Annotated in this window: 13 protein-coding genes; 1 reads left to right on the top strand and 12 read right to left on the bottom strand. The window is 61.2% G+C overall.

Annotated elements, in window-relative coordinates:
• Positions 1-9 precede the first annotated feature (9 nt).
• From DAD186_RS05295 to DAD186_RS05245, 11 genes are all read right to left on the bottom strand, one after another.
• A complete protein-coding gene (locus DAD186_RS05295) occupies positions 10-1,977 on the bottom strand; it encodes a primosomal protein N' family DNA-binding protein (RefSeq protein ID WP_065247803.1) in 1,968 nt (655 codons plus the stop codon).
• 116 nt (positions 1,978-2,093) lie between these two features.
• Complete coding sequence (locus tag DAD186_RS05290; protein ID WP_065247802.1) at positions 2,094-2,468, bottom strand: FKBP-type peptidyl-prolyl cis-trans isomerase; 375 nt, start codon at positions 2,466-2,468, stop codon at positions 2,094-2,096.
• Between the two features lie 30 nt (positions 2,469-2,498).
• Positions 2,499-3,485 (bottom strand): FKBP-type peptidyl-prolyl cis-trans isomerase, encoded by a 987-nt coding sequence (locus DAD186_RS11085; RefSeq protein WP_065247801.1) that lies wholly within the window; start codon positions 3,483-3,485, stop codon positions 2,499-2,501.
• Entirely contained in the window at positions 3,482-4,870 is a 1,389-nt protein-coding gene (pafA, locus tag DAD186_RS05280) for a Pup--protein ligase (protein WP_065247800.1), read from the bottom strand. The genes DAD186_RS11085 and pafA overlap by 4 nt, the downstream gene beginning before the upstream one ends.
• Entirely contained in the window at positions 4,867-5,550 is a 684-nt protein-coding gene (gene prcA / locus DAD186_RS05275) for a proteasome subunit alpha (RefSeq protein ID WP_082991098.1), read from the bottom strand. The genes pafA and prcA overlap by 4 nt, the downstream gene beginning before the upstream one ends.
• A complete protein-coding gene (prcB, locus tag DAD186_RS05270; protein WP_065247798.1) occupies positions 5,547-6,305 on the bottom strand; it encodes a proteasome subunit beta in 759 nt (252 codons plus the stop codon). The genes prcA and prcB overlap by 4 nt, the downstream gene beginning before the upstream one ends.
• Positions 6,302-6,493: a ubiquitin-like protein Pup gene (locus DAD186_RS05265; protein WP_065247797.1), complete on the bottom strand. Its 192-nt coding sequence runs from the start codon at positions 6,491-6,493 to the stop codon at positions 6,302-6,304. Before DAD186_RS05265 ends, prcB begins: the two co-directional genes overlap by 4 nt.
• A 63-nt stretch (positions 6,494-6,556) precedes the next feature.
• Positions 6,557-8,233, bottom strand: coding sequence for a depupylase/deamidase Dop (dop, locus tag DAD186_RS05260; RefSeq protein WP_082991097.1), 1,677 nt, complete (start codon positions 8,231-8,233; stop codon positions 6,557-6,559).
• Positions 8,230-9,783 (bottom strand): proteasome ATPase, encoded by a 1,554-nt coding sequence (arc, locus tag DAD186_RS05255; protein ID WP_065247796.1) that lies wholly within the window; start codon positions 9,781-9,783, stop codon positions 8,230-8,232. Before arc ends, dop begins: the two co-directional genes overlap by 4 nt.
• Complete coding sequence (locus DAD186_RS05250; protein ID WP_065247795.1) at positions 9,780-10,817, bottom strand: tRNA (adenine-N1)-methyltransferase; 1,038 nt, start codon at positions 10,815-10,817, stop codon at positions 9,780-9,782. Before DAD186_RS05250 ends, arc begins: the two co-directional genes overlap by 4 nt.
• Positions 10,818-10,847: 30 nt before the next feature.
• Positions 10,848-11,939, bottom strand: coding sequence for a M50 family metallopeptidase (locus DAD186_RS05245; RefSeq protein WP_065247794.1), 1,092 nt, complete (start codon positions 11,937-11,939; stop codon positions 10,848-10,850).
• 89 nt (positions 11,940-12,028) lie between these two features.
• Here DAD186_RS05245 and DAD186_RS05240 point away from each other — a divergent pair, with 89 nt between their 5' ends.
• Positions 12,029-12,871 carry a proteasome assembly chaperone family protein gene (locus DAD186_RS05240; protein ID WP_065248739.1) on the top strand — a complete coding sequence of 281 codons (843 nt, stop codon included), beginning with the start codon at positions 12,029-12,031 and terminating at the stop codon, positions 12,869-12,871.
• A gap of 37 nt (positions 12,872-12,908) precedes the next feature.
• On the opposite strand, the gene DAD186_RS05235 is transcribed toward DAD186_RS05240, so the two are convergent.
• On the bottom strand, positions 12,909-13,781 hold the full coding sequence (locus DAD186_RS05235) for an undecaprenyl-diphosphate phosphatase (RefSeq protein ID WP_065247793.1): 873 nt from the start codon (positions 13,779-13,781) through the stop codon (positions 12,909-12,911).
• Positions 13,782-13,910 lie beyond the last annotated feature (129 nt).

Here is a 13,910-nt window from a genome sequence, read left to right as displayed (position 1 = left end):
CGGCCTCGTCTAGAACACGTGCGGCGGGTCAACCTGAAGGCGAAGCGATCCTGGCAGCTTCTTCGCACTCCGCACGAGCATCGTTGCTCGAGCGGCCTCAACAAGCTCCGAGGCGCGGTTCACGGGGCATCGAAGAATGACTCTGGCTTCGGCGTCGATGCCGAAGGAAGCGGCCTCCGTAGGGCCGAAAACTTCGGTGCTTTTTGGCGCTTCGAATCGCTCAAGAAAATCGCTGCAGGCTGCTCTCTCACCGCGGACCTCAATAACCTTGGAGGAGGGAGGCAACCCCAGTTCGGTTCGTTCCTCGAGCACACGATCAATGAAAGCGTTCGAGCGAACGAGCACGAGAGAGCGCAGTGCCGGATGTTGATCCGGCCCCACCACGAGAACCTGCCCGCCACAATCGAAGGTCCGCGTAGCGCCGATCACGTGGGAATAGCGCCGAACTGTTTCTGTATCGGCGTTGTACTCGGCTCGGCCGAGGGACGCGGAGGCGTCGACGATGACCGCAGCGGCATACTTGCCTGTCACTTGAGGTTCGGCGCCCGGGGTCGCAATGACGAGGTCGCCGTCGTGGACGTCAGCGTCGTCCACGATGCCCGAGGCCCCGCCGGACACGTGAAGTGTGGCGTGGGGAAACGATCGCTTGAGGTCGGCCGCAGTGCGTTCCTGTCCAAGCACAAGAGGGCGCAGGTCCGCTCCCCCGCATTCGTGACAACGGTACTGCCCGTACCGGCGCGCGCAGACACTGCAGCTGAGCTCGCCTCGCCCCGGAGCGGCGAGGGTCGCATGGCACTGAACGCACGTGGCTTTCGTCCCGCAAAAACGGCACGCAAGAGCCGGGGCGTACCCCGCTCGAGGCACGTGCACGAGAACAGGACCCTCAGCAAGCCCGCGACGAATAACCGCATGGGCATGCGAAGGCAAGCGAGAAAATCCACTCGCACCCTCTCGCTCGCGCAAATAGGCGTCCATAAGTTCGATGCGGGGGTGGGTGCTCGCGTGGGGTGCGGGCACGGGTTCGAGGGCCGCAAGCGTTCCCGCAAGGGTCAAGTAGCGCGCGAAGTCCGACGGGGCCCGCGAAACATAGAGGAGAGAGCACCGCTCTTGGAAGCTTCGAGTAAGAGCAACGGTGCGCGCGTGGGGATATGGCGCGCGTGGTTCTTCATAGAGATCGTCGTCCGGGTCCCACACGACAATCATGCGGAGATTCCTGACGGGCGCAAAAACGGCACTGCGCGTGCCAATCACCACGCGTGCCCGCCCGTCGAGAGCCGAGAGGAACGCCGTGTAACGGGCGTGCGGTCCTTGGGCGCTACCGAATTGGACGTGGTCAATGGCGCTTTTCGTGAGAGCGCGAGCGAGCCGATCCACATCACGCTGATCGCTCGCGAGAATGATCGCGCCAGCATCACAATCGAGGCTTCTTAGCGCTTCGATCACGAGGGAAATCCAGGAATCAACGGGGTCGAGGACAAGGGCGGCGCGTGGCGTGGCCTCCCCTCCGCGTGAATGCTCGAGAAAGGCGCCGAGCCCCGCAAACTTCGCGCGATAGGAGCGTTCATCTGGAAGGGGATCGGGGCCTCTGGTGTGTGCAGTCCCGGGAGCGTGGGCACTCGTGTCCCTGTCACGCTCGAGGCGTGCGTGGTGGGCCTTTTCCGCGGCAGCGCTGCGAGCGGGAACCGCAAGACGCAACACATCGCTGAGAGAGCCCGCGTACCGTTTCGCAACCTCTTCGCACACGCGAAACATGCCCTCGGAGATGAGGCGATCCTCGCTCACGATCTTGAGGAGAGGGGCGAGTGGCCGCGTTGTTTCCGGAAGTTCGTAGCGGTCCCGCACGAGCGCTTCGTGCTCGCGGCCGGAAAAACGCACCCTGACGCGCATGCCGGGAGCAACGGCACCGAGCGTGTCAGGAACGGCGTATTCGAAAGCCCGATCGAGATGCGCGAGCGTCCCCAGCACGTGCACGGACACAACGGGACGCTCGGGGGCGAGAGTGAAGCCCGACGTCGTTTCGAACGGCCGCCCTTCGCCGCGCTCAGGCTCACGGACACGCGGCGAAGGTTCAAAGAGCGCTGGTGGCTCAGATGTCAGCGTCCCCTCACCCCAACAAGGTCACACACGAAGATGAGGGTTTCGCCGCCCTTGATCACGCCCGGAATTCCACGGGGGCCGTAGGCGAGCGACGACGGGATTTCGAGACGTCGGCGACCTCCAACGCGCATACCCTGTACACCGCGATCCCAGCCCGGGATGACCTGCCCGACACCGAGCTTAAAGCTCAACGGCTCGCCGCGATCCCATGAGGCATCGAATTGCTTGCCATCGCTTAGGCCCACACCAACGTAGTGCACATCAACAACATCACCGGCTTGGGCTTCGGGGCCATCGCCAACCGTCTCATCGATGATGACGAGCTCCTCGGGTGCCGAGCACCCCTCGAAACTCACAACGGGCTTTTCCATGATGATCTCCTCGGTAGTGTGGATGACTTTTTAGGCTTCGGGTGAAGCGACATAAAGGACGTCGGCGACGAAGAACAAGGTCTTGCCGGCGAGTGGATGTTGGTTGCCTTCACCCGCGTCACCGTAAGCAGAGGCGGGCGGGAGAATGAGAGCGACCTGGCTTCCCTGCTTCGCGCCGACGAGGCCTTCATCCCAGCCCTTGATGACCTGACCTTCGCCGAGCCTGAAGGAGAACGGTGCACTGCGGCCCCATGACGAGTCAAACTCCTCGCCAGTCTCCCAATCCCAGCCTCGGTAGTGCATCACGAGAGTGTCCCCCTTCTTTGCGGCCGGGCCGGCCCCCTCGATCGCAGGTGCAATAAGCATCGAGGCCGGGGCAGCGCCCTCGGGTTTGCCGCCAAGCTCAGGGGCGCCATCTTCCGCAAGCGTATAGGCGGGGACTTCCGGGGGGAGATCCTTGCGCGCCCCTTCGGCACGTTTGAGTGCCACCCCCACGACATCTCCCACCTGAAGCACCTTCTGCTTTTGGGTGCCTGCAACACCAGCCATGAGGAAGCGGGCATGCTCTTTGAGGCCCGTGAAGAATTCAGTCGCAGTATCCCCCACCGACTTAGTATCCACCTTGAACGGCGAGTACGATCCTTCTTCCCACTGCGAGGCGAGCAGGTCTCCGCTCTCGGGGTCAAAGTAGGCAGAACGCGTCACGATGAAATCGCCCTCAACGATCGCGGCACCGTCACCTTCGCTGACAACGGCGGAGTGAAACTCAGAAAACTCGAGGGGAGCATCAAACTCGAGGGCAGGATCTTCACCAAATCCGCTCGTGACTTTGACACCGTCGAGCACGTGTGCCTCATCGCGCTTGTCGCCGCCGCCATCGGAGGTGGCTTTCCCGCCAGAATCCGAGGCCTGCGCGGCCCCGTTGACCTCTCGCGACGAGGAACCAGAGCAGGCCCCGAGAGTGATGAGAGCGGAGGTAGATGCGGCTGCGGCGAGCAGCGAGCGGCGGTTAATCACTGGAGTCCTTTCAACTCGGCAGGTGCCGATGAATTCTCACCAAGCGTAACGAGGAGAGCCTCGATTTGTGGGTTTTCGGTCTCAAACGGATCGAGCAGTGTGATCGGGAGCGCTCCGGGAGCATTCGGGCGAACCGTCGTCCAATCCACGGCGATATCCACGCCCCTGTCCCGTGCGGCCTTGAGAACTTTGGAGCGCAAGTGCGCGCGCGTTGTAGAAGGACCGGTATGACACGCTTTCTCCACGCGTTCCTCGCTGACCACGCTCGGGGCAAGCCCGCGTCTCTTGAGCGCGTAGAAAACGCCGTGTTCTGGGTCAATGTCGTGATAGGCGAGTTCGAGACGCTGAATCTCAGGCGCATCGAGGGCAAGACCTCGCCTGCGAGCAACCGTCGTGAAGAGATCGTGCTTAATTGCCCAATCAAGCTCACGATTGACGAGGGAGAAATCGCCGGTCTCGAGGGCGCGAAGTCCACGATCCCAGGTGTCCATCATGCGTTCGTCGAGGTCGTCATAGGTGCGCGCGAGCGCGGAAAAGTACGCACGTTGAATAGAAAGCGCCGTACTCACACCGCCGTTCTTCAGCTTCAACGGCTCGCTTGCCGTGAGGTCACGTGCAATGCGACGAATATCGCTGATCGGATCCGCAAGCTCGAAGTCGGGGAAGGCATGGCCGTCCTCGATAAAGCGCAAAACCGCGAAGGTCATCGCAAACCGGAGCCACGTGGAGACCTCGCTCATGGTCGAATCCCCCGAGATCACGTGCAGGCGCCTAAAGCGCGAAGGGTCGCCATGAGGTTCATCGCGCGTATTAATAATCGGGCGTGCCCGAGTCGTTGCAGAAGAAACGGTTTCCCACATGTGATCCGCCCTGAGCGAGAATCCGAATACCGGCCCGCCTTCGCCTTCGAGAACACCGCCCGCACCGGTCACGATTTGGCGTGTGATGAGAAACGGCACAAGGAGTGAGGGAAGGCGCGTAAACTCGCCACGCCTCTCGACCAGATAGTTTTCGTGGCTCCCGAAAGAGTTTCCCTGCGAATCCGCATTGTTCTTAAAAAGATGGATACGGGCATCAAAACCGTCGGAACTAAGCCGAGCATTCGCCTCTTGCACGAGCGCGTGGAGTTCCCGCTCCCCTGCTCGCTCTTGCGCAACGATCTCCCACGGATCATCGCATTCGGCCGTCGCATACTCGGGGTGGGACCCCACGTCGAGATAGAGCCTGCCCGCATTCGTGAGGAAAACGTTCGACGATCGGCCCCACGCCACAACGGGGCGGAACAGCTCACGTGCTGCCGCTTCGGGCTCGAGAGCCTGCCGGCCGTCTTTCGAGACAGCAAGGAGGCCAAACTCCGTTTCCAGGCCGCCTACACGCCGTTTCACAACTTCATCCTTTCTTTACCGCCCATGTCTCGAGGGGTATGCCTTTCAAAGGCGCGCAGTGCAACGCCACGCCGGAGGACACCAATCTCGGCATGAGTACCGGCATGCGCGTGGGTGTGCGAAAGTTCGTCGATACAAAAATCGATGACCTCATCGGCGCCTCGTTTGTCGAGATCCGCGCCGAGCGCACGAGACGCGAGCCCCTCTGGAACTCCGCCGATAGCCGCAAAAGTACCGTGATCGCTCAGGGAGCCGTCGAAGCTCAGCGAAAAAATCCGGTCATCACCCACGTGCTCCCCCACCTCGGGAAGAAGAAGGGCGATCTCAAGTGGTTTCGGTGCAGACACAAATGCCTCCCCGATCGCGTGCGCGAGAGCATTGGCGAGCGAGGAAGCCGAGACATCGCGGCGCGAGTATTGGTAAGCCCTCGTATCCGCCCAGCGCACCGCTGCGAGTCTGAGCGCCTCGTACTCATGGAACTTCCCCGCTCCAGCGAAAGCGATCTGGTCGTGCACCTCCCCAATTTTCATGAGCGAGGTCGAGGAATTGAGCGCGATGATCACGATCCCCTCGGCGCTGCTCGCGGCAATCACGGGAAGTCCGCGCGACACGCCCCGCCGAGAGAAATCTGCCCGGTCTTTTGTGAGCTGCTCGGGATCGATATAAAACGGCATGCTCATGCGAGAGTCTCCGCACTGTGCCTTACCCGATCGGCACTCACGAATCGCGCACCGGAGATGTCGATGTCGACGAGAACCGGAAGAGCTTCGCCACGAAGACCGGAAGTTGCTGAATCCCGGCGAGAGGCCGCGGCGAGTGCCTCGAGCACGAGTGTGTGTGCGTCCTCCTGTGTCGTTTCTGCTCGGGAGCGCTGTGAGTCGAGTACAGCGCGCGCAATATCGCTTCCCGATCCGATCGCGGCGCACAAGCGTTCTTCGTAGGCGCCACCCGTCGCGTCGAAGGTATGGAGTCGGGCGGTGCCGGTGCGTGCATCAAAACCCGCGAGCAGTGGAACTGCGGCAAGTCCCTGCATGGCGAGCTGGAGATGAGCACGCACGAGCAGGCTTAACCTGCGAACCTTGCCTTCGTGGCTGAGGGTTCGCCCTTCGATCTTCTCTACGTGCTCGAGTTCGAGTGCAAAGAGCCGGGCGAACTCAATGCCGAGACCTGCTGCTCCCGCAATGCCCACTGCCGAAAAGCGATCGGCAAGGAACAGCTTCGTCATATCGTCCTTGACGATACGGTGCCCCGCGCTCGCACGTCGATCGGCGGCAAGCGTAACGGCGGCGCCCTGCGAATGCGTAAGGGCGACGATTGTTGTCGCTTCGGGCGTGCTCACCGCCATGTCGCCCCTAGCCGTAAGTTCCGGTGCGAGCAGTCCCTCGGCTTTCAGGTGCGCCGAAAGTGAGGTAAGGGGGTCATTGAGCTCAGTCACTGACCGCCCTTTTGCACGAACGACTTCACGAAGCTCTCGGCGTTTGATTCGAGTACGAGGTCAATTTCGTCGAGCAGATCGTCGCTCGAAGCAATCGATGCCTGAATCTGACCAGAGCCCTGCGCGGCGAGCGGTTCATCTTGGTGATCATCGCCCCCGCCGGAGCCGTGAATATGCGACTGGGTCATGCGGTTTCGTCCTTTCTAAACATCGTTTTCCACGCTACACGCCTTGCGAAACGCGGAACAGCTTCATCGAGAGTGCTCGGCAACCTGACGGAACCTCTCGAGGATCGCCTCGAGGTCGCCGCTCGGATCAATCTCGTACTCCTCGCACCACTCTTGTGACGCGAGCGCCGGGTCGGCAAGCCTCACGCGCATGGCAGCACCTTTGGTGCGGACCGTCACGACATCCCAGCCGGCCGAGTCAAGATCCTCGCGGTGGTGCGTCACAAGTGCGCCGCGCAGGTAGGCCCTGGTTGATTCGGGTGGGTGCGTGACCGCGTGTGCGATCTCCTCGTCACTCACGAGGCGCCTGGCACGCCCGGACCGCGCGAGTTTCTCATATATCGATTTTTCCGCTCGCAGATCGGTGAACTGAAGATCGAGGGCGGTAAGGCGCGGATCCGACCACGTGAGTGAGTGCCGCTCTTTAAACGCGTTCACCAGTGCATACTTGCCCACCCATTCGATCCTGTCGGCGGCATCCAGCGGGTCACGCTCCAGAGTGTCGAGGAGTTCGGACCACAGCGCCACGGCTTCGCGCGTTTCGGCATCCGGCTGTTCACCTTCGAGGGCTTTGTGGACGGCATTCACATATGCACGTTGAATGTCCAAGGCCGACGCTTGACCGCCGTCCGTGGTTTCATAGGCTTTCGAAAGGCTCAGGTCATGCGAGATTTCGTGCACGGCCGAGACTGGATCCACGAGAGTGATGTTGGGCAGCAAGACCTCACCCGTCGCGTGCTCGCGCTCAGCGAGATTCAGCACGAGCGAAGTCATCGCGAGCTTGAGGAACGTCGAGGTTTCAAAAACGTTGGCGTCGCCGATAATGACGTGGAGGCGGCGAAACCGCGAGGCGTCGGCATGCGACTCATCGCGCGAATTAACGATCGGCCGGTTGAGGGTTGTCTCAAGGCCCACCTCGTTCTCGAAGAAATCCGCACGAGAGCTGATCTGAAAGCCGGAAACTTCGCCCCGGGTACCGATTCCCACGCGGCCCGCGCCCACGAGAATCTGCCGAGTTGCGAAGAACGGGATAAGGATTTCGCAAAGACGATCAAACGGAACTGAGCGCTCTACGAGATAATTCTCATGGGTTCCGTAGCTTTGGCCTTTGCCATCGGTGTTGTTTTTGAAAAGCGCGAGCGGCGAAATGCCGTCGGCCCCCTCCACGCGTGCCATCGCGCGGCGGGCGATCTCTTCACCGGCCTTATCCCATAGGAGTCCTTCGCGGGCCGTCATGACTTCGGGTGAGGAGTACTCGGGGTGGGCGTGGTCCACGTAGAGTCGAGCACCGTTTCGCAGAACAGCGTTGCCGATCGCGCGTCGCTCCGCAAAGTGAAGAGTCGCGGCGTCGTCGAGTTCGAGGGGGATGTCGTCACCGACGGCAACTGCGAACTCCGCATCGACGCTCGGCACATGAGCGTCGTGCGTTTCGTTCGTGAGCTGAGTGGGATGGGCAGCAGCCCGCTGCAGCTCAAAACCACGTGCATCGCGCAGGGGTGTTTCATCGCCGTAATCCCAGCGCACGCGACGCTTATTCGAATCTTCGAGCAGTGCATACGCGGCCACGGCGTAGTGCGAGAGGCGGATCGACGCGTTCGCACCGGAGCGCTCGCGGTCGCTCGCCGAGGTATGGACAATTCCGAACTCGGTCTCGATTCCCATCGCTCGACGCGTGGTGAGCGGTGAAAGCTTCGAGGTCACTGCGCACCACCACCGGTGGCGCCGGCTCGGCGCGGAGTCATGCGCGTAATCCTTTGGCCGCGACGACCGGCAACGCGTGCCCAGTCGTCGGGGTTCGCGGTCGACGGGAGATCCTCGTTCTCCTTGAACTCGGTGTGGATCGCCTCGAGGAGGTGGGCGCGGGTAATGCCGCGTTCACTATCAGAGAGCTCGGCCTTGATCGCAAGTTTCTTGGCGCGATCCACAATGTTGCGCAGCATTGCACCCGACATGAACTCCGCAAAGTACAGCACCTCGGTCGTGCCGTCGGCATACTCGAGATCGACGTACGCCATCTCCTCCTCACGGGCATAGACGCGTTCGATCGCGAAGTTCACGAGAGCATCGAGGTCCTCGGCGAGCGGGACATCATCCGTAAGGTAAAGCCGCAGGATTTCCGCGCCGGCCTTCGGCCCTGGACGCTCGATGCGGATCTTCACATCAAGCCTTCCGGGCCGCACAATGGCCGGATCGATCATGTCCTCGCGATTCGACGCCCCGATCACGATGACGTTCTCAAGACTCTCCACGCCGTCGATTTCTGCGAGAAGCTGCGGTACGACGGTCGACTCGACATCCGAACTCACACCAGAACCCCTGGTGCGGAAAAGCGAGTCCATTTCGTCAAAGAACACCACGACGGGGTTGCCCGAACTAGCCTTCTCCCGGGCCCGCTCGAACACGAGGCGAATTGAGCGCTCGGTCTCCCCCACGTATTTGTTCAGAATCTCAGGGCCTTTGACGTTGAGGAACCACGATCGGCTCACGACTTCGCTCGGGTCCTGACCGCGCTGCCGAGCAGCCTTCAACGCAAGTTCATGGGCCACAGCTTTCGCGATCATGGTCTTGCCACAGCCGGGAGGGCCGTAGAGGAGAACCCCCTTCGGCGGCCGCAGGCCGTACTCGCGAAAAAGATCCTGGTGGAGAAACGGCATTTCGATGGCGTCTCGAATCGCCTCGATCTGATCACCGAGACCACCGATGTCACTGTAGGAAACGTCGGGAATATGCTCGAGAATGAGGTCCGCGACTTCCTTGCGCTCGAGCACCTCTAGCACGAGCGCAGACTTGGGATCGACCATGAGGTGATCCCCGCGATTGATACGGCTCTCGCGCAGCGCGGGCACAACGTTCATCACCCGCTGCTCATCCGCGTGCACCTGGACGAGCACGCGCGCATCCTCGAGCTGCTCGACAGCGGTCGCGACGAAGCCCGTCGTCTCGTGGGCAAGAGCTTCCACGGCGATGAGGTTCTCATTGAGCCGCACCTCCTGGCCTTTCATGAGGGCATCCACGTCTACCTCGGGTGCCACGAGCACGCGGAGTTTGCGACCGTTGTGAAGGATATCGATCTGGTTCTCCCCCACACGCTCGACAAAGACGCCAAACGACGACGGCGGGTCGGCAAGAGACTCGAGATCACTGCGCAACTGCACGATTTGTTCACGCGCCTTCGCCAGTGATGTGACGAGTTGATCGTTACTGCGAGCGAGCTTTGAGAGCTCCTCGTTCAGCTCCTGGTAACTCTTCACCTTGTCCTCCCTTGTCTAATGTCGCGGAGGGCACGTTTCGTTTTGCGCGGCGCGACGTTGCGCTCGTGGAAATCCTCACCGGTCCATGTATTGTTCGTGCCACCAAAGCCCTCATTCGCGGGATCGTTGAGCTCGGCCTCGTCGCGCGATCCGGGCGCGGGGCGTTGCTTGCGAAGGAGCGCCTTCGATCCGCGAGCGGTACGCCGCGACGTCAGCAAAAATCCCGTATGGGCGTTCATACGGTGCTCCGGACGCACCGCAAGTCCGTCGAGATGCCAGGGACGCATCATCGTCTCCCACGCGTACGGCTCCGTGAACTCACCGTGATCTCGAAGAGCCTCCACCGTTCTCGACAGCTGCGTCACCGTCGCGACATACGCAAGGAAGACTCCCCCGTCTTCAAGCACCTCGCCCGCGCTTTGCACACACTCCCAAGGGGCGAGCATATCGAGGACAACCCGGTCAACGCGCCCGCCGGCTGCGGCGAGTGCGTGCGCTCCGTCCTGGAAATCGCCGACGCTCAGATCCCACCACGAGGGAAGCTCCCCGAAGAAATTCTCGACGTTGGCTTTCGCGACCTCAGCAAAGTCCTCGCGGCGTTCGATGGAACGCAAGGAGCCGTCGGAACCAACCGCGCGCAAGAGCGCGATCGTGAGACCGCCCGAACCCACGCCCGCTTCGAGCACGCGTGCCCCCGGAAAAATATCCCCGTACATGAGGATCTGCGCCGAATCTTTGGGGTAGATAATCGCGGCACCGCGCGGCATCGCCATCATGTAGTCGTTGTAGAGAGGCCGAAGGGCTTGAAAGGCAACCCCCGCGCTGTTCTCGACGACCGTGCCGTCGGGCTTCCCGATGAGATCATCGTGGCGAACGTACCCGCGGTGCGAATGGTGCACCCCGCCCTCTTTAAGGGTGATCGTGTTTAGGCGATTCTTGTGATCGGCAAGCTGGACCTTATCTCCCACGACAAAGGGCCCGGTGCGGTCAAGGCGCGCGGTCACGGATTTTTCGTTGGAATCGGGCAAAGTCATACTCGTGAGTCTACGTGGATTTACCGACCGTCACCCGCGAGCGTTCAACGCTCGAGCAACGTCCTCAGCAAAAATCACGCTCTCGACCAGACCGGCGTCGTTACGCACGAGGTAAGCGGGTGCTTCGTCGGCTTGCATGGCCGCGAGCAGATCGCTGCCTTCGGGGCGCCCTTCAAGAACACTCGCTTTCACGAGCGGCGTGAGAACCGCGTGGACCGGGTAGTCATCGGGGGCTTGCTCAACCTCGGCACCCGGTGCAAGCACTACGTTGTCACTATCGACGTACAGGCCACCCCGCTCAACGTACGCGCGTTCGCGTCCAACGGTCGCTGCATTCGACAGTCTCCTGACCTCCCGTGAAACGTGTGAAGTGTGAAGCATATCCGCCTCCTCAAGAAGCCGCGCGTGGGCAATTGCCTGCGACGCCCCTTGAAAGAGCGAAAGCGCGATCAGAACGCTCCACACGATCCAAATGGGCGAGGGATACGTGCCGTTCAGGAGAGCATGCACGAGTGGAACAACAACGACAGCGACGGCAATCACACGACCGGTCCACCCCGTGATGATGGTCGCGCGTGCGGAATTGACCCCTGATGCGCGAAGAAGCGCCTCGAAAGCGCGGCCGCCATCCATGGGAAGCCCCGGCATGACATTGAAGATCGCGAGTGCCCAATTCAGGGTCGCTAAAAACTGGCATGCGATCGCGACCATCAGTAGCGCCGCGGAGCCGCTATTCATGAAAGCCGGGGTCAGGCTCTGAGAGAGAGCACTGAAAACAAGGGCAAGGATCGCGTTAGTTCCGGGACCCGCGAGCGAAATAAGCATGGAACGCACGGGCTTGAGGCGCGGCCCTTCATAGGTGGTGTGCCCGCCATAGACCGTGAGCGCGATCTCGCACACTCGCGCACCGAAGGCGTGAGCAACCAACGCATGGGCGACCTCGTGAAGAGCAACCGAAAGCAGGAACACCACGGCTACAATCGCGGCTGCCCCGATCGCATATCCCTGCGGCAGAACCTGAGCGAATCGCGGTTCCACCATGACCGCGAGCAATAGGGTAAAGAGAAGGCTTCCGATCCCCATCGAGATCTTCGGCATCGACCGTTCTGACGTCTTTTGCACACGCACCTCTTTTCGAGCCTGCAGTATCGAGTTCTATACTTGCACGACGCGCCGTAACAGTGCTTGATGAAGGAGGAAAGGTGGCCGAAATGCCCGCGAACGACGAGGTAATCCGCACTATTGCCATCGCCGCGTTCGGCGGATGGAACGATGCGGGGACCGCCAGTAGCGAGGCTCTCTCCCACCTCATGAACACGATCGGTGTCGACGAGAACGCCCCCACTCACACCATCGATGCCAACGGCTACGTGGACTTCCAGATCAACCGCCCCCTCATCGCGCGAGACAGCGAAGGCCAGCGTCGAGTCACGTGGCCACACACGCAAATCATTCCGTTGCTTCCGCATCAGGGCACCCGCATTCTCCTCATCACCGGTCCAGAGCCCTCGTTCAACTGGACGGGGTACTGCGAAGAGATCCTCGACCGCATCGACATCGAAGGCTGCACGCTCCTCGTCACCCTGGGGGCTCTCCTCGCCGATACGCCCCACACAAGGCCACTTCCCACGACGGTCACGTGGAGCTCTCACACGCCACAGGTTGCTGATGCCAACGACTACGAAGGTCCGATAGGTATCCCCACGATCCTCAACGACATTGCGGTCGAAGCAGGCGTCGGCACCCTAGCCGTGTGGGTACAGGTACCGAACTACGTTGGCCAAAATCCCGTGCCCAAAGCTGCGTGGTACCTCCTCACAACTTTGGGGCGCGAACTCGACATGCAGATCCCTCTCGGGGATCTGGATGAGGACGTTCGAGCGTGGGAGCGCGGCATGGACGCCATGGCCAACGAGGAAGAAGACATCAAGCATTACATTGAACAGCTCGAAAGCTTGCGTGATGCTACTGAGCTTCCCGAGGCGTCAGGCGAACGAATCGCTTCGGAATTCGAGCAGTTCCTGCGCAGCCGCGAAGATGGCAAGGAGGGCTAGATTCAGCTTCGTCTTGCCGGATGCACAGTGCGGGATTCTATGCGCCGCCGATCGGAGAGACGACTCCGAAGAGAAGCAGCAGTAGGAGCACCGTGCCTGCGATCAAGCGATACCACACGAACACCGCGTACGAGTGGGTTTCGATAAGGCGCATGAACCACACGATCACGGCGTACCCAAGCACGAAAGCAACGAGGGTTGCCACAATGATCGCCGTGAGGCTGGGCTCTCCCGCTACGGCCGCTGCAGCACGCCCTTCGGGGGTCAAGAGCGCGGGAACTTCCTTGTAAGCCTTGTAGAGGCCCGACGCAAAGACGGCGGGAATCGCCAGAAGAAACGCGTATCGCGCTGCCGCTTTGCGGCTATAGCCGAGGACGAGACCCATCGTGATGGTCCCGCCCGAACGACTCACGCCCGGGATGAGTGCCAGGGCTTGCGCGAGGCCGTAGAAAATCGCGTCTTTGAGGGTGAGTTCGTCAAGACTCTTTTCCTGAGCACCACGCGCGTCCGCATACGCAAGAAACACGGCAAAAAGAATAAGCATCGCCGCCGTGATGTAGAGGTTCCTCAGCGCGTGATCGATCTGGTTTTCAAACAGCAGCCCGAGGATGCCGATAGGGATCGAGCCGAGGATCACGAACCAGCCCATGCGTGCATCCGGGTCCGAATGAGGAACCTTGCCCACGAGGGATTTCGCCCACTGGGCGATGATGTGAACGATATCTTTGAAAAAGTAGAGAAGTACGGCTAGTTCCGTACCGAGCTGCATGATCGCCGTGAAGGCCGCGCCCGGATCCTTCCCAGGATTCAGCAGTTCACCCACGACGCGCACGTGTGCGCTTGAAGATACGGGAAGAAACTCGGTGAGTGCCTGGACTATGCCCAAAATAACCGCATCGAGAAAACTCAACTCAACGACTCCTTAAGAACATGCACGCCCGGCGATTCAATGCGCGGCGCGCGACATTGGCGCCACGAAGCGACACTACGCGGTGCCTCCCCACTTGGAAGGCACCGCGCGGTGTGTGATCGGTTACGG

Source organism: Dermabacter vaginalis, from assembly GCF_001678905.1.
Taxonomy (GTDB): Bacteria; Actinomycetota; Actinomycetes; order Actinomycetales; family Dermabacteraceae; genus Dermabacter; species Dermabacter vaginalis.
The sequence above is the reverse complement of the archived record's forward strand: the minus strand, read 5'-3'. Positions and strand labels throughout refer to the sequence as shown.